A 22173-nucleotide genomic window follows, 5' to 3' on the forward strand; every position below is an offset into this window, starting at 1 on the left:
ATCCGTGCCCGCCCCTTGTCCGTATAAATCCGGTCGACGGGACGAGATGTGCCGCCGCCGCCTGCCCGGAGTTGTTCATGCGCGCGCTTCAGCTGGTCTCCGACCGCGAACTGATCCTCACCGACCTGCCCGCCCCCGGCGCGCCGGAACCGGGCGAGGTGCAGGTCAGCGTCAAGGCGCTGGCGCTCAACCACATCGACGTGTGGGGCTGGCGCGGAATGGCCTTCGCCAAGCGCAAGATGCCGCTGGTGGTGGGCGCCGAAGCGGTCGGCGAAGTCACCGCCATCGGCGAGGGCGTCACCCGCTTCAAGCCCGGTTCCAAGGTCGCGATGTATGGCGCGCTCACCTGCGGCCAGTGCAAGATGTGCCGGCAGGGCCGCGACAATCTCTGCGAGGAAGTCGCCGGCGTGATGGGCTTCCATGTCGACGGCTTCGCCCGCGACCAGCTCAACATCAAGGAACGGCTGTGCGTCCCGATCCCGGACGGCATCTCCTGGACCGACGCCGCCACCGCCCCCGTCACCTTCTCCACCGTCGAGCACATGCTGTTCGACAATGCCAAGCTTGAGCCGGGCGAGACGATTCTGGTCCACGCCGCCGGCTCGGGCATCGGCACGGTGGCGATCCGCATGGCGAAGGAAATCGGCTGCACCGTCATCACCACGGCGGGCGACGACGAGAAGTGCGCCAAGGCGCTGGCGCTCGGCGCCGACCATGTCATCAACTACAAGACCGACCGGTTCGAGCACGAGGTGCGCAAGATCACCAAGAAGAAGGGGGTCGACGTGGTGTTCGAGCATGTCGGCGCCGAGACGTGGAACGGCTCGCTGCTGTCCATGAAGCCGGGCGCCCGCCTTGTCACCTGCGGCTCGACCTCGGGCGTGTCGGTCAACATGAACCTGATGCAGCTGTTCCAGCGCCAGTACCGCATCATCGGCTCGTTCGGCGCGCCGATCCGCGCCATTGCAGACGGGCTGAAGCGAATGGAGCGCGGTGTAAAGCCGGTGATCGATTCCGAATTCCCGCTGGAGCAGTTCGGCGCCGGGCTGGAGCGGCTGGAGACGCGGCGCGTGTTCGGCAAGGTCGTCATCACCTTCTAAAGGCTGCGAGGTTCGAGCCATATCCGCGATGAGCGCGCCCCGCCCCTGGACCACCCGTCTGCGCGATGCCGCCCTCTCGGCGGGCGTGTGGGCGCTGGCGGGGGCGATGCGCCTGCAGCCGCCGCGCTTCGCCTCCTGGGCCGGCGGGTTCTGGGCGCGCAAGATCGGCCCGCGCACCTCGATCCACCGCACCGCCCTGAAGAATCTGCGCCTCGCCTACCCTGAGAAGACCGAGGCCGAGCGCGAGGCGATCGCCATCGGCATGTGGGACAATCTCGGCCGCATGGGCGGCGAGTTCGTCCATCTCGACCGCATCTGGCAGTACAATATGTGGGAGCCGGCCAAGAGCCGGATCGAGACCACGGGCGTCTCCAACTTCGTTGCCATGCGGATCGACGGCAAGCCGGCCCTGGTCTTCACCGCGCATCTGGCGAACTGGGAGCTGCCGGCCATCGCCGCCGCCGCGCAGGGGCTGGACAGCGCGGTGCTGTTCCGCGCGCCCGACAATTCCTTCTTCGCCGACCTCTTGTTCGAGGCGCGAAGCCGGGTGATGGGCAATCTCGTCGCCGCCTCGCATGTGGCGGTGTTCGAGCTGGCCGCCGTCCTCGACCAGGGCAAGCATCTCGGCATTCTGGTGGACCAGGCGCGCCGGGGCGGGCCCACCGTTCAGTTCTTCGGTCAGCCCTGCTCGGCCAACCCTACCATCGCCCGCCTCGCCCGGCTCTATGAGTGCCCGGTGCACGGGGTGCGGGTGATCCGCCTGCCGGAAGGGCGCTTCCGCATCCAGTGCACGCCCGCCCTCAACCTGCCGCGCGATGCCAAGGGCAAGATCGACGTCGACGGCGCCATGCAGATGATCACCTCGGTGGTGGAAGGCTGGGTGCGCGAGCATCCCGACCAGTGGACCTGGTTCTACAAGCGCTGGCGGATGTAGGCCGGCCTCATTCCCGGACAGCCCGCGACCCGCGCCGCACCAGCCTCAGCGTCCCAAGCAGGGCAACCAGAACGGTGCCCGCCAGAAGCAGCCATGCCTGCGCCTCCCCCATCGCCAGCAAGGTGAGGCCACTGAACAGGCACCACAGCAGCGGAATCGGCAGCAAGAAGGCGAGCCATCGCCCGCGCGCCGTGAGCAGCAGGCCGACCGTCACCAGCACGGTCGGATCAGGCGCGATGCCGAACACCTCCGCACCCGCCAGAGGGCGGCCGGAGGCGAGCGCAAGCGCGGGATAGAGCAGCAAGCCGGCAAGCACCAGCCCCAGCCCGGTTTTGCCGATGGCGTCGAGCCGGCCCATGGCCGGGCCGCCGGGCATGAGGGCGGCGGCGAGCAGCAGCACGGCCTGCACAAGAAAGGCCGGCGCGGCATAGGAGGCGGCCCAGTTGATGCCGGAGTAGCGCTGCAGCAGAAAGGTCCAGGCGACAAAGGCCCAGAGCGGCGCGAGGAGAAGCCCGGTCCACAACATCGCCCGGCCCGGCCGGCGCAGGATCAGCACCACCAGCGACAGCCCTGCCAGCATCGTCGCCAGATGCAGCGGCCACAGCGCCGCGTTATGCGCCTCGAACAGGCGCCAGTAGACGCGGGGCGAAAACAGCAGGAAGTCGTCCAGCCGATAGGTCCACCATTCGGACATTACAGCGCGCCGATATGGGCGGCGATGCGCCCGCGCAGCTCACGGTCGGGCAGCGCGCCACCGGCGGCGGCGAGGTTTTCCCGCACATGGTCGACGCGGGTGGTGGCGGGAATGGCGACGGTGACAGCCGGTTCCGCCAGGATGAATTTCAGGATCAGCTGCGCCCAGCTCGTCGCGCCGATCTCGGCCGCCCAGTCGGGCAGCGGCGCGCGGTCGAGCCGCCGCGTCAGGGCGCCCTGCTGGAAGGGCCGGTTGACGATCACCGCGATGCCGCGCTCGGCGGCGAGCGGCAGCAGGCGCTGCTCGGCTTCGCGGTCGACCGGATTGTAGCTCAGCTGCACGAAATCGAGCGGCTGGCGCGCCATGATCTGCTCGACCAGATCATGGCGGCGCCCCTCCGAGGTGGTGATGCCGACATAGCGCAGCCGGCCTGCGGCCTTCATCGCCTGCAGCGTGTCGAGATGTGCCTCCCAGCCCAGCAGATTGTGCACCTGCAGGAGATCGAACCGCTCCACGCCCCAGAGGCGCCGCGTCTCATCGATCTGCGCCGGGCCATTCGTGCCCGATGACGTCCAGACCTTTTCCGCCGCGAACAGCGCGTCCGGGTGCCCCAGCGTGGCAAGGCCCCGGCCGATCACCGCCTGCGAGGAGCCATACATCGGCGAACTGTCGATCATCCGTCCCCCGCCGGCGAAGAATGCCGCCATGACGGCGGTGCACTCCGCCTGCAAGGCCGCATCATTGCCGACATTGAAGGTGATCCAGCTGCCCAGCCCGATCGCCGGCATCCGTTCGCCGGAGGAGGGAATCGCCCGGGCCAGCGGCGCCGGCTGGGCCAGCGCCCGCCCCGGCGGCAAAGCGAGCATGGCGGTGCCCAGCGCCGCCGTCGCCATCAGATCTCTGCGCGTGAGTGCCACCCGTCTCCCCCGTCCGCTACGGCCTTTGACCTAAGGTCATATCCTCGCGCTTCCACCGGCGGGGCGGATCACACCTGCGTGCGGCGCGCCGTTGCCGCGCCCGCGTCGATCTGACGGCGCAACCGCGCCTGCGCGGCCTCGTCGAGTGGAAATCCCCACATCAGGGCGATGGCCGCCAGCTTGGCCGGAATGGGCAGCCATGCATAGAGCATGGCGAGCGCCGCGCCGGCTTCCGCCGAGGGCACCCCGGCGCCGGGCCGATAGCCGGCCCAGTCCAGCAGCGGGAAGGTGACGCCCACCGCGATCGCCAGCGCCAGCTTGGTGGCGAGCGCCCAGAGCGCGAAATAGAGCCCCGAGCGCTGCTCGCCGGACGCGGCGGTGTCGACGTCGATCACATCGGCCTGGATCGCCGGCGGCAGCGCCACGTCGAAGGCGAGCAACAGGCCGGTAGTGGCGCAGATCAGCGCGAAGGGCACGACATCGCCCGGCCCGAGCCAGCCGGCGCTGGCGAAGACGACGCAGGCTACCGCCATAGCGCCGCACCAGGCGCGGTGCTTGCCGAAGCGGCCGGCGCAGCGCAGCGCCAGCGGCAGCCCGGCCACCCCGCACAGAAAATAGAGAAAGAGCAGCGGCCCCTGCAGCGCGGCGGCGCCGATGCGGTCCGCCACGAAATACAGAAACAGCGTGGCGGGGATGGCGTTTCCGATGCCGTTGAGCAGGAAGGCGACGACCAGCCGCAGAAAGGGCCGGTTCGCGCTGAGATGGCGCAGCCCCGCACGCAGGCCAAGCCGCTCGCGCGTGCGGTCCGCCGGTTCCGGCACGCCGACGACACAGGCGAGGCTGGCCAGCGGCAGGGCCACCAGCACGAACACACCCATCGCCGCCAGCCCATGGAAGCCCGCCGCGCCCGTGCCGAGCCCGACCGCGAAGGGCAGCGCGATAGCGAGCAGCGTGCCCAGCAGCGTCACCGCCTCGCGCGCGGCGACCACCCGGGCGCGGCCGCGATAATCGGCGCTGATCTCGGCGCCCCAGGCGGTATAGGCAAGGCTGAGCGCGGTGTAGCCGAGCGAAAGCCCGAGCCCCCACAGCACGAGATAGGCAAGGCCCGCTCCCGCGCCGGGCCAGAACACCATGAAGGCTGAGATCGCCGTGACCGGCGTCGCCACCAGCATCAGCGCGCGCCGCCGGCCCATGGCGGGGGTGAGGCGGTCCGAGACCCAGCCGAGCAACGGGTCGGCAACGGCGTCAAGGATACGGATCGCCAGCAGGGCGGTGCCGACCGAGGCGAGCGATAGCCCGAGCGCCTCGGCATAGAAGCTCGGCACGATCACATAGAAGGGCAGCGCCAGCGCCGCGAGCGGCAGCGCCGGCAGGGCATAGAGCGCGAGGCGCCAGGCCGGAAGGGCCGGCGCCTGCGGGCCGGGCATCTCAGCGGCCCATCTCGGCGGTTCCGGACAGGCCGTCGTCCCGCGTCCAGGCGATCTTGTCCGGCCCGAGCGAGGTGATGGTGAAGCAATGGGTGCGGCCGTCATACCAGCTCGGCCATTTCTGGCAGAGCCGATCATCCTTCACCCACCAGCGCCCTTCCTCGCGCGGGGCCAGCATGGCGCCGATCGAGAAGCCGGAGAGATCGCCGGCGACGACGCCGTCCTCGCGGTAGACCAGCGGCAGGGTGAGGCCATAGGGGGTGCTTAGCCGCACCAGTTCGCCGCTGATCCTGTCCCTGATCTCGGGGCCGCTCAGGGGCTCCGCGACGGCCGGCGCCGCCGCGAGAGCGAGAAGCAATCCGATCGAAACGGATGTCACATGGTGGCGCATGGATGTCCTCCGGGAATGTCGAGGGAAACGCGGTTGGTGGCGCGCCCCTAGGGGCGGCGGAACTCGACCCGTGTCAGCGCCACGGGGAAGCCGAATTTCGTGACCCAGGCGGTGTTCAGCACGGTGCCGTCGCCGCGCAGCACCATCCGGTCGTGGAAGCGCACGAGGTTCTCCTCCGCGCCGGGAGTGAGGTCGACGAGATAGCTGAAGGTGGCGGTATCGCCCTTCACGCTCACCTGCGTCTCGCCCCGCACATCCTCGCGTGTGCCGCGATAACGGCCGGGGCCCAGCTTCTCGAACCGCCAGGTCTTGCGGTCCGTCTCGCCGTCGGCGAAGCGGAAGTCCTCGACCAGGGTGAGCACATGCCCGTTCCAGCGGCCGTCGAGATCGACGGTGAAGGCCCGCTTCACGCCGTTGATGGCGGAAAAGGTGCCCTCCGCGACGGTCCGGCCGGCAAAGAACTGTTCGAGCACCAGGTCCCTCGCCTGAGCCGACGGCGCGCCGAGCCCGACAAAGGCGAGAAGCCCGGCGAAAAGGAGCGTTCTGATCATTGATGCCTCCGCAGCGTTGCTTCGTTTACGGGGGCACAAAGGTGGTGGATCAGGGGACGGCATCCGCCTCGGGGCGGCGGCCACGTCGCCGGCGGGTGCCGGCGCAGGGGTTCCCCGCCGGGAACAGGTTGAAGGCCGGGACCTAGGAGGCGGGTGCGCTGCCGAGGCGCTCGCTGTAGTGGCGGCGCAGATGGCTGATGATGCGGGCCGCCACGGTCCCCATCAGAAGCCCGGTAAGCGCCCCTCCCCCACTCATGAGGAAATCGCTCCATGTCGAGGTGCGGCCCGGCGCGAGCTGCTGCAGCACCTCCATCAGGCCACCAAGGCCGACCAGGGCGAGACCCGCGACGACAAGCACCGCGCCCCGCCCCCGGAAGGCGAGCGCCATCAGGCCGCCTGTTCCCCAATAGGCGATGAAGTGGTCGGTGCCATCGGGAATGCCCGTGCGCGGCATCTCCTGCGCGGGAAGCAGGGAGAGGACCACAATGATGAGCACGCAGGTGAAGGCCGCTGCATAGAGCAGCAGATTGACGGCGGGCGGCACAGGGGCGGGCTTGTTCATGGCTGCCCCATACAGCATCACCCCATCGATTGCAGGGCGCGGATCTTCACAATGGCCGGAGCCGTTGACGGGGTGCACCTTTCCATCCCTCTGCCGGACCTGCAAGACGCTTCCTCATCCAGCTTTCGAGGCCATTGCCGGCGCCCGACACGGGTCGGACCGGGCGGAAACCGCCTCAATCGCGACGCAATGACGGAGTATAGGTTTCGCAGTCGCTCATGCGGCCAGCCCCATCTTCGAGATGCCGGGCTTTTCCTTCACTCACACATCGACGCACCAGCGTCAGCCGCCGACCAAGGGTCGAAGCGGCAAGAGGATATATGCGTACCAATAAGCTTACCCCGCCCGCCCCTTCCATCATCCGCTCGAGCCCGGAATGGAAGCCGGAGCCCTGCGGTCTTACGCGCGAGCAGATCCGCGCCATCATCATCGAGCAGATCGGCTAGAGCGCGATCCGATCAGATAGAACCCATCTGATCCGTCGATCGCCCACTCACTCAAAGACAGAGAACGCATTATCCGGCCGGCTTGCGGTGCGAGCTGGCCGGCGCGTGCTGCCGAGGATTTTCGGCAAAAGCGATCGACCTTCGCACGGGAAAATGCTCCCGGCTCATGGCCTACCGGGCCATCGCGTGTCGATCGGGCGCTACCAGCGGACGGACGACGCCTCCGGGCCACGCTAGGCCAGCCCTGCGTGACATGGAGCGCCCCGCCCCCTCCGAGGATGCGCGAGGAGAGACCAGCGCCGCTCCTCCCCACTGCCGCGCTTCAACAAAAAAGGCCGGGCGCGAGCCCGGCCTTTTCCATCAGTTGCAAGCGCTGCCTGTCAGCCGCTCACTTGCCGCGCTTGAAGTCGCTCCAGGTGCGGGTGACGACGCGCTGCACCTTCTGCGGATAGGTGGTGACGGTGAACAGCTTCTCCAGCGTCTCCTTGTCCGGGTAGATCGCCGGGTTGTCGAGGATCGCCTTGTCGATGAACTTCTGCGATTCGAGGTTGCCGTTGGCGTAGGAGATGAAGTCGGAGTTCTTCGCCGCCACTTCGGGCTTCATCATGTAGTTGATGAAGGCCAGAGCCTCGTCCGGATGCGGGGCATCCTTCGGGATGGCGAAGTTGTCGAACCACATCAGCGCGCCTTCCTTCGGGATGACGTACTCGATGTTAACCGCCGGCTTGCCGGTCTTCTCGGCGGCTTCCTCGGCGCGGGCCTTGGCCTGGAACACGTCGCCCGACCAGCCGAGCGCGATGCAGATGTCGCCACCGGCCAGCGCGTTGATGTAGCCCGAGCTGTCGAATTTGCGGATGAAGGGGCGGATCGGCGCCAGCAGCTTGCCGGCCGCTTCGATATCCTTCGGGTCCTTGGAGTTCGGGTCCTTGCCGAGATAGCGCAGCGCGGTCGGGATCACCTCTTCCGGGCCGTCCAGCACGTAGACGCCGCAATCCTTCAGCTTGCTGAGGATTTCCGGCTTGAAGATGATGTCCCAGCTGTTGAGCGGGATGTCGCCGAGGCGCTCCTTCACCTTGTCGACATTCATGCCGATGCCGGTGGTGCCCCACATGTAGTTCACGGCGTATTCGTTGCCGGGATCATAGACGGCGAGGCGCTCGGCGATCAGCGGCCACTGGTACTGAAGGTTCGGCAGCTTGGCCTTGTCGAGCTTCAGGAACACGCCGGCCTGGATCTGGCGCTGCAGGAACGAACCCGTCGGCACCACCACGTCATAGCCGGTCTTGCCGCCGAGGAGCTTGGTCTCGAGCACCTCGTTGGAATCGAAGACGTCATACCGGACCTTGATGCCGGTTTCCTTGGTGAACGCCTCCAGCACCGACTCGTCGATATAGTCGGACCAGTTGTAGACGTTCACGACCTTGTCCTGTGCCGAGGCCGGCGCGATCGCCAGCGCGGTCAACAGGCCTGCCGCGATGGTCGTCAGGAGTCGAGACATCCTATTCTCCTCGGGAAATGGGTTTCTTGGGTAGAACGCAAACCACGTCAGGCCAAGGCTAGAGCGTCGATCGCCTCTGCTCAAGCCATCACCGTGCTCACAAACCCGGCGGGGCTCACAAATAGGTCTCGTACTCCAGCGGGTTGATCCGCCGCTCGAAGGCGATGAGTTCGGCCTCCTTCATGATGGCGTAGATGCGCTGATATTCCGGCCCGAAGGCCCGCGCCACGAAGTCGGAGCGGCCGAAGGCACGGATCGCCTCGCCCATGTCGTAGGACAGATGCGGCGCCTCCTGCTCATAGGCATTGCCGGTCAGCGGCGGCGGCGGCTCCAGCGTGCGCTCGATGCCTTCCAGCATGCCGGCGAGGATCGCCGCCAGCACGAGATGGGGATGAGCGTCGGCACCGGCGATGCGGTGTTCCAGCCGGCGCGCCTTGGGCGGCCCGTTCGGCACCCGCACCGCCACCGCGCGGTTGTCATAGCCCCAGGAGATGCTGGTGGGGGCATAGCTGCCCGGCACGAGGCGGCGGAAGCCATTATAGCTCGGCACATAGAGCACGGCGGTATCGGCCATGGTGTCGAGCAGCCCCGCCGCGCACTGGCGCAGCAGGCGTTCGCCCGCCTCGCCGGCGCCGAAGGCGTTGTGGCCCTCATCATCGGTCAGGCTCACATGCACATGCATGCCAGAGCCAGCGAAATCGAGGAAGGGCTTGGCCATGAAGCTGGCGCGCACGCCATGCTTGCGGGCCACGCCGTCGATCAGCCGGCGCAGCAGGATGGCGTCGTCCGCCGCCGCCATCGGGTCGCGGCGGTGATAGAGGTTCACCTCATACTGGCCCGGCGCCGCCTCGGAGATCACCGTGTCGGCCGGCAGACCCTGGATGCGGGCGGCCTCGCGCACATCGTGCAGCAGGGGCGCATAGGCGTCGAGGTCGGACATGGAATACATGTTCTGCCGCGCCGGCCCGCCCACAGAGGCAGGAAACACAGGCTCGGGCACGCCATTCGGCCCGGGCGCCGGCTTCATCAGGTAGAATTCCAGCTCGAAGGCGACACAGGGCGTGAGCCCCAGCGCGGCGAGGCGCTTCACCTGCCTCTCCAGCTTGTGGCGCGGGTCGAGATCCCACGGCCGCTCAAAGCCCCGCCCGTCCGGCTCATACATGGAGAGCACCACCTGCGCCGCCGGGCGCGGCGACCATGGCACCGGCTTCAGCGTGCCTGCCACCGGGCGGCAGATGCCGTCGCGGTCGCCGGTTTCCATGTGGACGCCGGTCTCCTCGACCTCGCGACCCCAGATGTCGAGCCCGAAGATGGAGAGCGGAATGGCGACGCCGTCGCCCCAGATCTTGCCCCCCGCCCCGCCGGGAATCCATTTGCCGCGCAGCACGCCATGCGTGTCGGGCAGCAGAACCTCGACGATTTCGGGCGCACCGTGTGCGGCGACATAGGCGCCGAATTCGTCGATCTGCGGGACGGTCTCGCGCGCAGCGGCCGTGGCGTCTTCCACGGCTTCGGGCAATGGCATGATCCACCTAGTAAACGTCGATACGTCAAATCTGCGCATGGTGCGGGGGTATCGGTCAAGCCGCCCGCCCGTGGTGGGGCCAGAAGCTGACGGCGTCCCGTGCCGTGCGCCGGCAGTTCTGCCATGCCGGACGACTTGACGCACGCAAAATGTGATCACATTGTGCAGGCAGGTTTTCCGTCCTCCCGGACCGCGCGCTGCGCCGCGCCGACCGGGACGACGTAGCGGGATAGGAAGCGACAGATGACCCTGCCCAAATCCACGGCCGAGCTGCGTGCGCTCGATGCGGCCCATCACCTCCACCCGTTCAGCGACATGAAGGCGCTGAACGAGGAGGGCTCGCGCATCGTGGTCAAGGCGGAAGGCGTCTGGCTGACCGATTCCGACGGCAACCGCATTCTCGACGGCATGTCCGGCCTGTGGTGCGTGAATGTCGGCTATGGCCGCGAGGAGATCGTCGAGGCGGTAGCGGCGCAGCTGCGCGAGCTGCCCTATTACAACACCTTCTTCAAGACCACGCACCGGCCGGCCATCGAACTGTCGGCAAAGCTCGCCGAACTGACCCCGCCGCAGTTCAACAAGGTGTTCTTCACCGGCTCCGGCTCGGAATCCAACGACACGGTGATCAAGCTCGTCCGCCGCTTCTTCCAGATCAAGGAGAAGCCGGAGAAGAAGATCATCATCTCGCGCCGCAACGCCTATCACGGCTCCACCGTCGCCGCCGGCAGCCTGGGCGGCATGGCGCCGATGCATGGGCAGAGCGCGGTCATCCCCGACATCCTGCACATCGCCCAGCCCTATTTCTGGGGCGAGGCGCGCCAGGGCGAGACGCCGGAGGAATTCGGCCTGCGCACCGCCCGCGCGCTGGAAGCCACCATCGACGCCATGGGCGAGGACCGCATCGCCGCCTTCATCGCCGAGCCGATCCAGGGCGCCGGCGGCGTCATCATCCCGCCCGCCAGCTACTGGCCGGAAGTCGCCCGCATCTGCCGCGAGCGCGACATCCTGTTCATCTCCGACGAGGTGATCTGCGGCTTCGGGCGCACCGGCAACTGGTTCGGCTGCGAGACCTTCGGCACCGAGCCGGACATTCTCGTCATGGCCAAGGGCATCACCTCGGGCTACATGCCGCTCGGCGGGGTGATGGTGGCGGACCGCGTGGCCGAGGTGCTGCTGGAAGGCGGCGACTTCAACCATGGCTACACCTATTCCGGCCACCCCGCCGCCTGCGCCGCCGCGCTGGCCAATCTCGCCATCATGCAGCGCGAGGACCTGGTGGGCCGCGTCGCCAACGATGTCGGCCCCTATCTCAAGGCGCGCTGGAGCGCGCTGGCCGAGCACCCGCTGGTGGGCGAGGCGCCGATGACGGGCCTCGTCGGCGCGCTGGAGCTGACGCCTGATAAGGCCGGCCGCACCAAATTTCCCGATGTCGGCAAGGCCGGCACGCTGGCGCGGGACTTCTCGTTCAAGAACAACCTCGTCATGCGCGCCGTGCGCGACCGGCTGATCATCGCCCCGCCGCTCATCATCTCGCATGAGGAGTGCGACGAGCTGGTGGCCCGCGTCCGCAAGACGCTGGACGAAACTTTTGCCGAACTCAAGCGCTGGGGCTGGGTGCGCTAGTCCCCACCCGGCACGGAAACGTGCTTACATGAATCGGCAGATGGAACTCGCGAGAGCCCGGATATGAATGCCGTCACCTCGATAAGCGATGGACCGGGCGTCAGCCCGGCCCGCACCGCCGCGCTGCGGGCGGAGGCGGAAGCGCTCTATCTCGGCACCCGCCCGAAGACGCGCGCCGCCGCCGAGGCCGCCGCGCATCTGCTCGACGGGGTGCCGATGCACTGGATGGTCGACTGGTCGACCCCGGTGCCTCTGGTCATCGCCGAGGCCAGCGGCGCCCGGCTCATCGATGTCGACGGCCATGGCTATGATGATTTCTGCCTGGGCGACACCGCCTCGCTGTTCGGACACGGGCCAGCCCCGGTGGCGCGGGCCCTCGCGCGGCAAGCGAGTGCCGGGCTCGCCACCATGCTGCCGAGCCCGGATGCCGGCCGTGTCGGCGACCTGCTGAGCGAGCGCTTCGGCTTGCCCTATTGGCAGATCGCTACCACCGCGACCGACGCCAACCGCTTCGCCCTGCGCGCCGCCCGCGCCGCCACCGGGCGCCCGCGCATCCTCGTCTTTGACGGCGCCTATCATGGCGCGGTCGACGAGACCTTCGTCGAGATCGGCCCGGACGGGCGCGCGGCAAACCGCCCCGCCCTGATGGGCGAGCCGCGCGACCTTTCCAAGCTCACCCGTGTCGTGCCGTTCAACGATCTCGATGCGCTGGAAGCGGCGCTGGCCGACCGCACCGTGGCCTGCGTCATCACCGAGCCGGTGATGACCAATTGCGCCATGGTGCTGCCCCAGCCCGGCTTTCACGAGGGGCTGCGCGAGATCACCCGGCGCCACGGCTCGCTGCTGCTGATCGACGAGACCCACACCCTCTCGACCGGCCCGGGCGGCTATTCCCGCGCCTACGGGCTGGAGCCGGACATGTTCGTCGCCGGCAAGGCGGTGGCCGGCGGCATTCCCGCCGCTGTCTGGGGCATGACCGAGGACGTGGCCGAGCGCTTCCGCACCGCCCGCATCAACCGGCCCGACGGCCATTCCGGCATGGGCACGACGCTCTCGGGCAGCCCGCTCCAACTCGCCGCCCTGCGCGCCAATCTGGAAGAAGTCGCCACCGAGCCGGCCTATGCGCAGATGAACCGCCTCGCCGATCGCATGGAGGCAGGGCTGGCGCAGGTGCTGGCGGATGCCCGCCTGCCCTGGCATGTCGCCCGCTGCGGCGCACGGGTGGAAGTGGTGCGCGCGCCCTTCCCCCTCACCGACGGGCGGCAGGCCAAGGGCGCGCATTACCCCGCGCTGGAGGCCACGACGCATCTTGCCTTGCTGGTGCGTGGGGTGCTGATCTCGCCTTTCCACGACATGATGCTCGCCTCCCCCGCGACGACGGAGGCGCAGGTCGAGCGGCTGATCGAGGCGACGGCGCAGGTTGTGGGCCGGCTCTGCGACTAGAGCCCTTTCCATCGATCAGCTGGCGCCTTTGCTCGTCGCGAAACTCTGTCCGTTTTCGCGGAATATGCCCGTGGCACCCCGATCCTGGACGCGCCGCTTGGGAGAGAACCGATGAGCCTGCCCGCCCCTTCCGCCCGCGTGCCCAAGATCGGGCTGGAGGAGCATTTCATCACCCCCGGTTTGACGGACTATCTGCTGTACGACTTCCCCCACGTGCCGGAGGCGGACAAGAAGCAGTTGCTCGGCCTTCTGTCCGATTTCGGGGAAGGGAGGCTCAGCGCCATGGATCGCGCCGGAATCGAGATCGCCGTGCTTTCTGTCACCGGGCCGGGCGTGCAGGCCGAGCCAGACGCCGCCATCGCCATCGCCCGCGCGGCCGAGGCCAATGACGCGCTGGCCGGCGAGATCGCCCGGCGGCCGCACCGCTATGCCGGCTTCGCCCATCTCGCCATGCAGGACCCGGCCAGAGCCGCCGACGAGCTGGAGCGCTGCGTGCGGCAGCTCGGCTTCAAGGGCGCCATGGTCAACCACCACACAAACGGCGTCTATCTCGACCATCCCTCAAACGATGTGTTCTGGGAGCGGCTGCAGGCGCTCGACGTGCCGCTCTATCTCCATCCCGGCAATGCCTTCATCAAGCCGCATGTGCTGGCCGGCGTGCCCGAACTGCACCAGCCGATGTGGGAATGGACGACGGAAACCGCGACCCACGCGCTGCGCCTCGTCGTTACCGGGGTGTTCGACCGGTTTCCCCGCGCGCAGCTCATCCTCGGCCATGCCGGGGAAACGCTGCCCTACATGCTGTGGCGCCTCGACAGCCGCTATCAGTTCGTCGCCACGGAACGGCGCCTGAAGCGTCCGCCCTCAGCCTATCTGCGTGAGAATGTCTCGGTGACGCTGTCCGGGCAGTTCGCTGACGTGCCGCTGCAGGCGGCGCTCGCCGCACTGGGCAGCGAGCGCGTGATGTTCTCGGCCGACTATCCCTATGAATCGCTGAGCGAGGCGGCCGATTTCATGGACACGACGCCGCTGCCCGACGCGGTGCGCGCGGCGGTGGCAGCCGGCAATGCCCGCCGCCTGCTGCGTCTCTGATCGAGAGAGGCGGCCTCAGTCCCTATCGGTCGGGAAGCCGGCATCCTTCCAGGCGAGAATGCCGCCCGCCATGTGGCGGTGAAGGTCGAAGCCGGCCGCCTGGGCCGCCGCCGCCGCCTTCTGCGAACGCTGGCCGGAGCGGCAGGAGAACACCAGCGTCTTGTCGCCGGGATCCGGCAGCGCGGCCGCATCGAAGGTCGACAGCGGAAACTCGACCGCGCCGGGAATCCGCTCGGCGGCCAGCTCGTTCGGCTCGCGCACATCGACGAGGAGGATGGTGCCGTCGTCGAGGCCGGCCCTGACCTCCTCGACCGTCAGATTCTCGATCACGCCACCGAACGGATTGGGCTGCATCGTCGTGCTCCTTGAGTGCCTGAACGAGGTAGTCCCGCCGCCCCCGCCGCGCAAGCCCGTCGCTTCAGCTCTGGCGCTTCAGGCCGCTCAGCTCGGCCGCGCCGTGGTGACACCAGCGACCACCAGCAGCCCGCCGGCGAGAACGACCAGCGAAGGGAAGTCACCGAACAGCAGGGCCGCCAGCGCGGTGCCGACGACGATCTGCAGCAGCAACACCACCGAGATCACGCCCGCCGGCAGCCGGCCGAGCGCGAAGGTCGCGAGCCCTTGCCCGGTGGCATGGGGGATCAGGCCGAGCCCTATCACCGCCAGCAGACCCTGCAGCGACTGCGGAACAAGCACCTCACCCGCCGCCACCGCCCAGGCGAGGCAGACCACGGCCCCTGTCGCGCTGGCGATCAGCGACACCATGCCCCCGCCCAGCGGCACCGCATCGCCGCGCCCGGCCCGGCGCACCGCGCGCGTCGCCAGCATATAGGCGGCATAGGCGAGCGCCGCGCCGACGCAGAGCAGGTCGCCGATCACGCTCACGGGCCGAGCCCCGGAAGCGCCGCCGCCTGCCGCGCTCGACCCGATGATGATGAAGGTTCCGGTCAGCGCCAGCGCCAGCGCGATCAGCAGCCCACGGGTCGGCCGCTCACGCAGGATCAGCCAGCCGAAAAGGAACACGAACACCACGGCGAGATTGCCGAGCAGCAGCGCATTGGCGGTGCTGGTCAGCGCCAGCCCCTTGTGGAACACGATGAGGTCGGCGCCAAAAAACACGCCGGCCAGCATCGCCAGCAACACCTGGCGCAGTGAGGGGCGAAGTGCGGTGGCACCGGCGCGGCGGGCGCGGCGGGCCAGCGCGCGATTCTCGGCATAGGCCCACACCAGCGCGGGGCCGAGGGCGAAGAACAGGCGCCAGAAGCCGATGGCGGCCGGCCCGGCATCGGCGAGGCGCACCAGCGGCGCCGAGAAGCCGATGCACATCGCCGCCATCACCACCGCGAAAAACGCCTGGCGCCGCATTTGTGTGTCGCGGACCACGGACGGGGCGGCATCGGGGAGAACCCCGAGCGACGGCTCGATCATGGCTGCAGGGGGCGGAGACATTGCCGAACTCGACAGGTGCAAAAGGCTGAGGGCGAGGCATGAGGCCCGGGCCGCGACCGGCGCCAAAGCCGCCGCTGGCGGGCTTGAATCGGCAGGCCCGGCCCAGGGCAGCTTATCTACCGCGACGTTTGAAATCGCGAAAGCGAGTTTATTTTGTCATTCCATCATGGTTTCTGATATGAAAGCCGCTCGCGCGGCAAAGCGCGGCAAATCCTCATCCGGCGGACCGGAGGGCGCGATGCGACATCTCGACACCGAATCGCTTGGCATGCTGATCGCCATCGTCGACACGGGCGGGTTTACGGCGGCGGCCGAGCGCGTCGGGCGCACCCAGTCGGCGGTTTCGGCCCGCATTGCCCAGCTCGAAGACAATCTCGGCGTGCGGCTGCTGGAGCGCTCGCGGCGCGGCATCTCGCTGACCGAGACCGGTGAGCGCCTCGTCGCGCATGCGCGCCGGCTTCTGGCCTATGAGAGTGAGGCGCTGGCCGATCTCAAGGGCGGCACGCCGGAGGGCAGCGTGCGTGTCGGCATGCCCGACGATTATGTCGACGCCTATTTCACCCCCACCATCGCCCGCTTCGCCGCCGCCTATCCGCGCGTCGAGATTTCCATCCGCGCCGATCTCTCCAAGCATATCGAGCCCGAGGTCGATCGTGGCCATATCGACGTCGCCCTGCTGACGCGCGACAGCGCCCGGCCGACCGGCGAACTCATCAAGCGCGAGAAGCTGCTCTGGCTGGCGGCGCGCGGCTATCGGCCGGAGCGCAATTCGCCGCTGCCGCTGGCGCTGTTTCCCACCGGCTGCCGCGCCCGCCCGCACATCGCCTCCAGCCTCGACAAGGCCGGGTTGAGCTGGCGCGTGGCCTGCACTTCCTCCTCGCAGGGCGGCATCCATGCGGCGATCGAGACCGGGCTGTGCATCACCGCCCTGCCCGAATGCGCCGCGCCGCCGGACTGGCGCCGGCTCGGCCCGGCCGAAGGGCTGCCGCCGCTGCCGGATATCGAGGTGGCGCTGTTCCTCGCCCCCGCCGCTTCCTCCGCCGCCCGCCGCCTTGCCGACATGCTGCGCGCCGCGCTCGCCATGCCGGTCGTGGAAGCCGCCTGAAGCGCCCGCACCGCGCACGTCATCGAAAATTCACATGCAGCGTCTCCGGTGGCGCGCTAGTGCTGCGCCATGAGCGATGCGCCCGCCCCTGCCCCTACGGATAAAGGAACACCGGTTGAGGTGTTCCTCGCCTTTCTGCGTCTCGGCCTGACCTCGTTCGGCGGCCCGGTGGCGCATCTCGGCTTCTTTCGCGACGATCTGGTCAAGCGGCGCCGATGGCTGAGCGAGGAGAGCTATGCCAGCCTCGTCGCTCTCTGCCAGTTCCTGCCGGGTCCCGCCTCCAGCCAGGTCGGCATGGCGGTGGGGCTGATGCGCGCCGGACCGGCCGGCATGGCGGCGGCGTGGCTGGGCTTCACCCTGCCCTCGGCGCTGCTCATGCTCGCCTTCGCCTATGGCGTCATGCAAGCCGACGCCGCCGGCATTGGCGGGGGATGGCTTGACGGGCTGAAAGTGGCGGCGGTCGCCATCGTCGCCGACGCCGTGCTCGGCATGGCGAAGAACCTCTGCCCGGATCGGCCGCGCCGCAGCCTCGCCCTCGTCGGGGCGGCTGTGGCGGCCCTGCTGCCGGGTGCCTTTGGCCAGATCGGCGTGATTGCCGGCGGCGCTCTCGCCGGCCTCGCCTTCATCCGACTGGACGGCGCGGCGGTGCGCGAACCCAGCGGGCACTACCTGCCGGGCCGGACCGCCTCGCTGATCGCCTTCGCGCTGTTCGCCCTCCTGCTTGTCAGTCTGCCGCTGCTGGCGCAGGCCACCGGCAGCGCCGGCGTCGCGCTGTTCGACACGCTCTACCGTGCCGGGGCGCTGGTGTTTGGCGGCGGCCATGTGGTGCTGCCGCTGATCGAGGCGGAACTGGTGCGGCCCGGCGGGCTCACGCGCGAGGTCTTCCTCGCCGGCTATGGCGCGGCGCAGGCCGTGCCGGGGCCGCTGTTCAGCTTCGCCGCCTATGTCGGCGCCATGATGCCGGTGCCGCCCAATGGTGTGGCTGGCGGGCTGCTGGCGCTGGTGGCCGCGTTCCTGCCCTCGGCGCTGCTGGTCTATGCGGCGCTGCGCTTCTGGACCCGGCTGGCGGCGAACCGGCGGGTGCGCGATGGCCTCGCCGGGGTCAATGCGGCCGTGGTCGGCCTGCTCGGCGCGGCGCTGTGGGACCCGGTGATCACGTCGAGCCTCACCTCGCCCCGCGCCTTCGCGCTGGCCCTGCTCGCCTATCTGGCGCTGGCGCTGTGGCGGGTGCCAGCCTGGGCAGTGGTCGCCGGCGCCGCCCTCGGCGGCGCCATCCTTCTCTAAAGAGCTGCGCCGCCCTCGGCGGCGCCATCCTTCTCCAAAGAGCTGCGCCGCCCTCGGCGGCGCCGTTCTTAGCTAAGAGCTTCCGCAGCCCGCAGCTCTCAGCCGCGCGAGACCTTGAACGGCGCGAAGCTCTGGCAGGTGGCGAAGGCCTGGATGCGGTTGATGTTGACGCGCCGCGGCAGGGTGGAGGCGAAGAACACCTGCTCGGCAATATCCTCGGCGGTCATCGCCTCGGTGCCGGCATAGACGTTCTCCGACTTGGCGGCATCGCCATGGAAGCGCACCAGCGAGAACTCGGTCTCGACCATGCCCGGCTCGATATTGGTGACGCGCACGCCGGTTCCGGCGACGTCGGAAATCAGGTTCAGCGCGAACTGCTTCACGAAGGCCTTGGTGGCGCCATAGGCGTTGCCGCCGGGATAGGGATAGTCGCCGGCCACCGAGCCAGTGAACAGCACATGCCCCTCCTTGGCCTCCACCATCGCCGGCAGCGTCGCGCGGATGGTGTAGAGCAGGCCCTTGATGTTGGTCTCGACCATGTCGTCCCAGTCCTTGAGGCTGGCTGCCTGGGCCGGCTCCAGGCCAAGCGCCAGGCCGGCATTGGCGAACACCACGTTGAACGGGGCGAAGGCCTCCGGCACGCCGGCCAGCGCCGCCACCAGCGCGTCATTGTCGCGCACATCCACTTCGAGGGGGTGGAAATGGCCGCCAAGCTCATCGCGCAGCGCGATCAGGCGGTCGGCGCGGCGGCCGGTGCCGACGACGCGGGCGCCCGCCAGCGCGAAGCGCCGGGCGGTGGCGGCGCCGATACCGGAGGTGGCTCCGGTGACAAGGACACGCAGGGTGGCGGGATCCAGCATCTGGTACATGGCGCAGCTCCTTTTCGCTGCAACGCACATAGAACAATTTTCGACAAAACTGAACGGGCGATGCGGGATGGGCCGCGACACGCCGCTGGTGCCTGGCGGGGGCGAGGCATTAAGCTTTCATTGAGCATAAGCACGCCAAATGTCCCTTGGGAGAAGGCGTGGCGGCGCCGTTAGGCGTTGGGGTCACGCTGATGCCATCTTCCCCGAGGAAACAGGGCGGGTGGCAGGGATAGTGCGAATGCCGGAAGCGGCGTCGCGCCGTGTAGAATTCAGGAAATGTCCGGCGGGTTTTGCCGGGCAAGAGGTACAGCGCCGATGAAGTTCACCGCCGTCGTCATCACGTCCGCAACCGCCCTGCTGCTGGGCGGCTGCAGCACCGTGCTCGACGGGTTCGGCGACAAGGCAGCGAGCCCGGTCGAAACCAGCCAGATCACCCCGGCCCCCTCGGGCTCGGTGGAAAGCTCGCCCGTCGCGGCGCCCGCCCCCACCACCTATGGCGCCACGGCCGCCACGGCCGCCGCCGCCGTCACGCCAACCTCGCCGACGAGGGCTTCGCAGGTCGCGCTCGCCCCGCCGCCGGCCACCGCGCCGGGCGGCGTCGCCTATGCCGAGCCGGGCGCCGCGCGCACCCAGTTGGCCGGCACGTGGAATTTCAGCTGGGACGAGGGCCAGAAGACCTGCAAGGTCACGCTCTCCACCGATCGCGGCATGTCCGGCTTTGCCGCCACCGCTGATGTCGACTGCCCGAACGATATCTTCATGACCAAGGGCTGGGATGTGTGGGGCAACGAAATCGTCCTGCAGAACCATGTCGGCAAGGTCACGGCGCGTCTGCAGCCCGCTGGCGCTGGCCAGTATGATGGCGTCGCCACCGGTGACGGCGCCAAGGTGACGCTCACCCGCACCTGATCCGCCTGCGTGAAATGACCGGACGTCTCCGGTCATTTCGGCGCCGAGCCAGCGTAGCCGGCCGCACGGCCCCAAAATTCTTCCCACCGACGAATACCGTTCGACCCGGCAATTCTCGCCCTGAGGCGAGAATATCGTGCTCTCGTCTTCGTAGTGTCTCGTATGGCGGCCAGGCTAGCACTGTGAGAACTTGGCCACAGGCGCGTTCACAAGAATGGGAACGCAAATTTTGTTCGTGCGTTTGGAGATGATGGCCCTCATTTTATCCATGAGGAAAGCCGATTGATTCGAGATGGCGATCGGAGGATGTTGTGATGCTGCAGTCTGCGAGCGTGACAGTGAAGATTCCGGCGCCTGGCCCGCTGCGCGAGGCCGACACCCGCATCGCCTTCAAGCGCGAGCCCGCGACCGTGGCGCAGCTTATGTCCCAGCATCTTGACCTTGCCCGCCCCGGCTCGGACGCCGAGGCACTGCGGCTTTTGCGGCAGGCCTTTCCCGCCGCGCCGCTGGCCGCGCGGGTTGAGGCGATGAAGGGCCGCGCCCGCTGAGCGCGGGCATTCCCGTTTCGCGCGGGCGTCCAGGCCCCCGCCGCTAGTGCATTTTCCGCGAAAGTTGACAGACTTTCGCGACGAGAAAATGCTCCATCTTATTGAATGCAAATCACTTTCTGATCGATCAGGTAATTCCACCTGATCGGAAAGGGCTCTAGTTGAGCGGGCCGGGCCGGTCGTCCTGCGTGCCGCCAGCCCCCGGCGCCGGGTGACGCTCGGCGGGGTGTGCATGGGCGAGCCGCGCCTCATAGGCCCGCGACAGCTGATTGTAGCGCATCACCGAGAACGGCATCGCCGCGAGATAGGCGACGCAGATGACGGAGAGCACCGCCCACGGCCATGTCACCAGCACCGCCACGAACAGCACCACGCAGATGAAAAGCGGCATCACCTTGTCGCGGGGAATGCGGGCGCCGAGCCGCTTGCCGGAAAAGGCCGGCAGCTTCGAGACCATGAGCAGCGCGATCGCCAGGCAATAGAACGCCGCCACCGCCGGCGAGGCGACGAGGCGCGGCAGGCCCACCAGTTCCAGATAGACCGGCAGCAGCACGCAGATCGCCCCGGCCGGCGCGGGAACGCCGGTGAAGAAATCCCCGGCGAAGGGCGGCTTGTTGGGGTCTTCCAGCATCACGTTGAAGCGGGCGAGGCGCAGGGCGGCACAGATCGCGAAGGCGAGAGCGGCGATCCAGCCGACCGAGCCCAGCGTCTCCAGCCCCCACATATATAGCACCAGCCCCGGCGCCACGCCGAAGCACACGAAGTCGGAGAGGCTGTCCAGTTCCGCCCCGAAGCGCGAGGTGCCGTGCAGCATCCGCGCCAGCCGGCCGTCGAGCCCGTCCAGCACCGCCGCCAGCACGATGGCGCCGAGCGCCAGTTCCAGCCGCCCCTCGATCGCCATGCGAATGCCGGTGAGGCCGGCGCACAGCGCCAGCAGCGTCACCAGGTTCGGCAGAAGCAGCCGAAACGGCACCGCCTGAAAGCGCCGGCGCGGCGGCTCCGGCGCATCGGGCTCAAAGGGAGAGAAGAGGTCGGCCATCGCACGCTCGCGGGTTGGAACACTCAATCGATGCGGAATGTCGGCTCGGTGCCGATGGCGGCGCGGTCCGCAAGAACGGTTTCGCCGGCAATGGCGCGCTGGCCCTCGGCCACCGCCGGGCGGGTGCCGAGCGGCAGGTAGACATCGACCCGCGAGCCGAAGCGGATCAGCCCGAAGCGCTCGCCCGGCGCCAGCAGGTCGCCCTCGCGCACGAAGCTGACAATGCGGCGCGCCACCAGCCCGGCGATCTGCACCACGCCCACCGCGCCGATGGCGGTGTCGAGCACCATGCCGCTGCGCTCATTGTCCTCGCTCGCCTTGTCGAGATCGGCATTGAGGAACTTCCCCGGCCGATAGGCGATGCGGGTGATCCGGCCGGCCAGAGGCGCCCGGTTCACATGCACGTCGAACACATTCATGAAGATGCACACGCGCGGCAGCGGCATGTCGCCGAGGCCGAGCTCGGCCGGCGGCACCGCTGGCCCGACAAGGCAGACGCGGCCATCGGCGGGGGAGACGACAAGCCCCTCCCGCACCGGCGTCACCCGTTCGGGATCGCGGAAGAAATAGCAGATCCACAGCGTGATCAGCACGCAGATCCAGCCCAGCGGCGCAAACAGCCACAAAAACAGCGCCGAAACGCCGGCGCCGATCAGGACGAACGGATAGCCCTCCCGGTGAATGGGGGCGAGGCCGCTGCGGATGGAATCGAGGACGGACATCAACTGGCCTTTCTGCCCGGTGCCCATGGGTCACGCGCCGGGTCC

23 protein-coding genes are annotated in these 22173 nt (G+C 68.6%); 10 read left to right on the forward strand and 13 right to left on the reverse strand.

Annotated features, from left to right (window positions below):
• Positions 1 to 77 precede the first annotated feature (77 nt).
• Together J2S76_RS11525 and J2S76_RS11530 are read left to right on the forward strand one after the other, a co-directional pair.
• The gene (locus tag J2S76_RS11525) at positions 78 to 1100 is read left to right on the forward strand and encodes a zinc-binding dehydrogenase (RefSeq protein WP_307060591.1); all 1023 of its coding nucleotides are present in this window, start codon (positions 78 to 80) and stop codon (positions 1098 to 1100) included.
• 28 nt (positions 1101 to 1128) lie between these two features.
• Positions 1129 to 2034 (forward strand): lipid A biosynthesis lauroyl acyltransferase, encoded by a 906-nt coding sequence (locus J2S76_RS11530; protein WP_307060592.1) that lies wholly within the window; start codon positions 1129 to 1131, stop codon positions 2032 to 2034.
• A 7-nt stretch (positions 2035 to 2041) separates the two neighbouring features.
• Here J2S76_RS11530 and J2S76_RS11535 read toward each other — a convergent pair whose 3' ends face one another.
• From J2S76_RS11535 to J2S76_RS11560, 6 genes are all read right to left on the reverse strand, one after another.
• A complete protein-coding gene (locus J2S76_RS11535) occupies positions 2042 to 2728 on the reverse strand; it encodes a DUF6064 family protein (RefSeq protein ID WP_307060593.1) in 687 nt (228 codons plus the stop codon).
• Positions 2728 to 3645, reverse strand: a complete 918-nt coding sequence (locus tag J2S76_RS11540; RefSeq protein ID WP_307060594.1) for an aldo/keto reductase — start codon at positions 3643 to 3645, stop codon at positions 2728 to 2730. Before J2S76_RS11540 ends, J2S76_RS11535 begins: the two co-directional genes overlap by 1 nt.
• A gap of 68 nt (positions 3646 to 3713) precedes the next feature.
• Complete coding sequence (locus J2S76_RS11545) at positions 3714 to 5072, reverse strand: MFS transporter (protein ID WP_307060595.1); 1359 nt, start codon at positions 5070 to 5072, stop codon at positions 3714 to 3716.
• A 1-nt stretch (position 5073) separates the two neighbouring features.
• Positions 5074 to 5463, reverse strand: a complete 390-nt coding sequence (locus J2S76_RS11550) for a hypothetical protein (RefSeq protein WP_307060596.1) — start codon at positions 5461 to 5463, stop codon at positions 5074 to 5076.
• Positions 5464 to 5510: 47 nt separating this feature from the next.
• Positions 5511 to 6014: a DUF3833 family protein gene (locus J2S76_RS11555; RefSeq protein WP_307060597.1), complete on the reverse strand. Its 504-nt coding sequence runs from the start codon at positions 6012 to 6014 to the stop codon at positions 5511 to 5513.
• A 142-nt stretch (positions 6015 to 6156) separates the two neighbouring features.
• Complete coding sequence (locus J2S76_RS11560) at positions 6157 to 6576, reverse strand: VanZ family protein (RefSeq protein WP_307060598.1); 420 nt, start codon at positions 6574 to 6576, stop codon at positions 6157 to 6159.
• Between the two features lie 320 nt (positions 6577 to 6896).
• Between J2S76_RS11560 and J2S76_RS11565 the strand changes: the two genes are divergently transcribed.
• Positions 6897 to 7022, forward strand: coding sequence for a hypothetical protein (locus J2S76_RS11565; RefSeq protein WP_307060599.1), 126 nt, complete (start codon positions 6897 to 6899; stop codon positions 7020 to 7022).
• Positions 7023 to 7410: 388 nt separating this feature from the next.
• Here the strand turns inward: J2S76_RS11565 and J2S76_RS11570 are convergent, their stop codons facing one another.
• Positions 7411 to 8520, reverse strand: a complete 1110-nt coding sequence (locus tag J2S76_RS11570) for a polyamine ABC transporter substrate-binding protein (protein WP_307060600.1) — start codon at positions 8518 to 8520, stop codon at positions 7411 to 7413.
• 115 nt (positions 8521 to 8635) lie between these two features.
• Entirely contained in the window at positions 8636 to 10045 is a 1410-nt protein-coding gene (locus tag J2S76_RS11575) for a glutamine synthetase family protein (protein WP_307060601.1), read from the reverse strand.
• 243 nt (positions 10046 to 10288) lie between these two features.
• On the opposite strand from J2S76_RS11575, the gene J2S76_RS11580 reads away from it, so the two are divergent.
• The 3 genes from J2S76_RS11580 (at position 10289) to J2S76_RS11590 (ending at position 14203) form a co-directional block, all read left to right on the forward strand.
• Positions 10289 to 11668 carry an aspartate aminotransferase family protein gene (locus J2S76_RS11580; protein WP_307060602.1) on the forward strand — a complete coding sequence of 460 codons (1380 nt, stop codon included), beginning with the start codon at positions 10289 to 10291 and terminating at the stop codon, positions 11666 to 11668.
• Positions 11669 to 11731: 63 nt separating this feature from the next.
• On the forward strand, positions 11732 to 13111 hold the full coding sequence (locus J2S76_RS11585; RefSeq protein ID WP_307060603.1) for a transaminase: 1380 nt from the start codon (positions 11732 to 11734) through the stop codon (positions 13109 to 13111).
• Positions 13112 to 13222: 111 nt separating this feature from the next.
• Positions 13223 to 14203: an amidohydrolase family protein gene (locus J2S76_RS11590; protein ID WP_307060604.1), complete on the forward strand. Its 981-nt coding sequence runs from the start codon at positions 13223 to 13225 to the stop codon at positions 14201 to 14203.
• Between the two features lie 15 nt (positions 14204 to 14218).
• Here the strand turns inward: J2S76_RS11590 and J2S76_RS11595 are convergent, their stop codons facing one another.
• Both J2S76_RS11595 and J2S76_RS11600 read right to left on the reverse strand, forming a co-directional pair.
• Positions 14219 to 14557, reverse strand: coding sequence for a rhodanese-like domain-containing protein (locus J2S76_RS11595; RefSeq protein ID WP_307060605.1), 339 nt, complete (start codon positions 14555 to 14557; stop codon positions 14219 to 14221).
• Between the two features lie 87 nt (positions 14558 to 14644).
• Positions 14645 to 15652, reverse strand: a complete 1008-nt coding sequence (locus J2S76_RS11600) for a DMT family transporter (protein ID WP_307060606.1) — start codon at positions 15650 to 15652, stop codon at positions 14645 to 14647.
• A gap of 238 nt (positions 15653 to 15890) precedes the next feature.
• Here J2S76_RS11600 and J2S76_RS11605 point away from each other — a divergent pair, with 238 nt between their 5' ends.
• Positions 15891 to 16757, forward strand: a complete 867-nt coding sequence (locus J2S76_RS11605) for a LysR substrate-binding domain-containing protein (RefSeq protein ID WP_091441357.1) — start codon at positions 15891 to 15893, stop codon at positions 16755 to 16757.
• Positions 16758 to 16877: 120 nt separating this feature from the next.
• Complete coding sequence (gene chrA, locus J2S76_RS11610) at positions 16878 to 18041, forward strand: chromate efflux transporter (RefSeq protein ID WP_307060607.1); 1164 nt, start codon at positions 16878 to 16880, stop codon at positions 18039 to 18041.
• A gap of 98 nt (positions 18042 to 18139) precedes the next feature.
• Here chrA and J2S76_RS11615 read toward each other — a convergent pair whose 3' ends face one another.
• Positions 18140 to 18910 (reverse strand): SDR family NAD(P)-dependent oxidoreductase, encoded by a 771-nt coding sequence (locus J2S76_RS11615; protein ID WP_307060608.1) that lies wholly within the window; start codon positions 18908 to 18910, stop codon positions 18140 to 18142.
• Between the two features lie 315 nt (positions 18911 to 19225).
• Here J2S76_RS11615 and J2S76_RS11620 point away from each other — a divergent pair, with 315 nt between their 5' ends.
• Both J2S76_RS11620 and J2S76_RS11625 read left to right on the forward strand, forming a co-directional pair.
• Complete coding sequence (locus J2S76_RS11620; RefSeq protein WP_307060609.1) at positions 19226 to 19819, forward strand: protease inhibitor Inh/omp19 family protein; 594 nt, start codon at positions 19226 to 19228, stop codon at positions 19817 to 19819.
• Positions 19820 to 20133: 314 nt separating this feature from the next.
• On the forward strand, positions 20134 to 20367 hold the full coding sequence (locus J2S76_RS11625; protein WP_307060610.1) for a transferase: 234 nt from the start codon (positions 20134 to 20136) through the stop codon (positions 20365 to 20367).
• Positions 20368 to 20524: 157 nt separating this feature from the next.
• On the opposite strand, the gene pssA is transcribed toward J2S76_RS11625, so the two are convergent.
• Together pssA and J2S76_RS11635 are read right to left on the reverse strand one after the other, a co-directional pair.
• Positions 20525 to 21406 (reverse strand): CDP-diacylglycerol--serine O-phosphatidyltransferase, encoded by an 882-nt coding sequence (pssA, locus tag J2S76_RS11630; RefSeq protein ID WP_307060611.1) that lies wholly within the window; start codon positions 21404 to 21406, stop codon positions 20525 to 20527.
• A 23-nt stretch (positions 21407 to 21429) separates the two neighbouring features.
• Positions 21430 to 22128, reverse strand: a complete 699-nt coding sequence (locus J2S76_RS11635) for a phosphatidylserine decarboxylase (protein ID WP_038197213.1) — start codon at positions 22126 to 22128, stop codon at positions 21430 to 21432.
• Positions 22129 to 22173 lie beyond the last annotated feature (45 nt).

The organism is Ancylobacter vacuolatus, assembly GCF_030813595.1.
Lineage (GTDB): Bacteria > Pseudomonadota > Alphaproteobacteria > Rhizobiales > Xanthobacteraceae > Ancylobacter > Ancylobacter vacuolatus.

Coding starts and splice junctions, on each gene's coding strand:
- J2S76_RS11550 (WP_307060596.1), bottom strand. CDS start 5,463: ATGCGCCACCATGTGACATCCGTTTCGATCGGATTGCTTCTCGCTCTC.
- J2S76_RS11605 (WP_091441357.1), top strand. CDS start 15,891: ATGCGACATCTCGACACCGAATCGCTTGGCATGCTGATCGCCATCGTC.
- J2S76_RS11620 (WP_307060609.1), top strand. CDS start 19,226: ATGAAGTTCACCGCCGTCGTCATCACGTCCGCAACCGCCCTGCTGCTG.
- J2S76_RS11575 (WP_307060601.1), bottom strand. CDS start 10,045: ATGCCATTGCCCGAAGCCGTGGAAGACGCCACGGCCGCTGCGCGCGAG.
- J2S76_RS11560 (WP_307060598.1), bottom strand. CDS start 6,576: ATGAACAAGCCCGCCCCTGTGCCGCCCGCCGTCAATCTGCTGCTCTAT.
- J2S76_RS11580 (WP_307060602.1), top strand. CDS start 10,289: ATGACCCTGCCCAAATCCACGGCCGAGCTGCGTGCGCTCGATGCGGCC.
- J2S76_RS11590 (WP_307060604.1), top strand. CDS start 13,223: ATGAGCCTGCCCGCCCCTTCCGCCCGCGTGCCCAAGATCGGGCTGGAG.
- J2S76_RS11615 (WP_307060608.1), bottom strand. CDS start 18,910: ATGTACCAGATGCTGGATCCCGCCACCCTGCGTGTCCTTGTCACCGGA.
- J2S76_RS11625 (WP_307060610.1), top strand. CDS start 20,134: ATGCTGCAGTCTGCGAGCGTGACAGTGAAGATTCCGGCGCCTGGCCCG.
- J2S76_RS11565 (WP_307060599.1), top strand. CDS start 6,897: ATGCGTACCAATAAGCTTACCCCGCCCGCCCCTTCCATCATCCGCTCG.
- J2S76_RS11570 (WP_307060600.1), bottom strand. CDS start 8,520: ATGTCTCGACTCCTGACGACCATCGCGGCAGGCCTGTTGACCGCGCTG.
- J2S76_RS11545 (WP_307060595.1), bottom strand. CDS start 5,072: ATGCCCGGCCCGCAGGCGCCGGCCCTTCCGGCCTGGCGCCTCGCGCTC.
- J2S76_RS11585 (WP_307060603.1), top strand. CDS start 11,732: ATGAATGCCGTCACCTCGATAAGCGATGGACCGGGCGTCAGCCCGGCC.
- J2S76_RS11525 (WP_307060591.1), top strand. CDS start 78: ATGCGCGCGCTTCAGCTGGTCTCCGACCGCGAACTGATCCTCACCGAC.
- J2S76_RS11535 (WP_307060593.1), bottom strand. CDS start 2,728: ATGTCCGAATGGTGGACCTATCGGCTGGACGACTTCCTGCTGTTTTCG.
- J2S76_RS11555 (WP_307060597.1), bottom strand. CDS start 6,014: ATGATCAGAACGCTCCTTTTCGCCGGGCTTCTCGCCTTTGTCGGGCTC.
- J2S76_RS11530 (WP_307060592.1), top strand. CDS start 1,129: ATGAGCGCGCCCCGCCCCTGGACCACCCGTCTGCGCGATGCCGCCCTC.
- J2S76_RS11595 (WP_307060605.1), bottom strand. CDS start 14,557: ATGCAGCCCAATCCGTTCGGTGGCGTGATCGAGAATCTGACGGTCGAG.
- pssA (WP_307060611.1), bottom strand. CDS start 21,406: ATGGCCGACCTCTTCTCTCCCTTTGAGCCCGATGCGCCGGAGCCGCCG.
- J2S76_RS11635 (WP_038197213.1), bottom strand. CDS start 22,128: ATGTCCGTCCTCGATTCCATCCGCAGCGGCCTCGCCCCCATTCACCGG.
- J2S76_RS11600 (WP_307060606.1), bottom strand. CDS start 15,652: ATGTCTCCGCCCCCTGCAGCCATGATCGAGCCGTCGCTCGGGGTTCTC.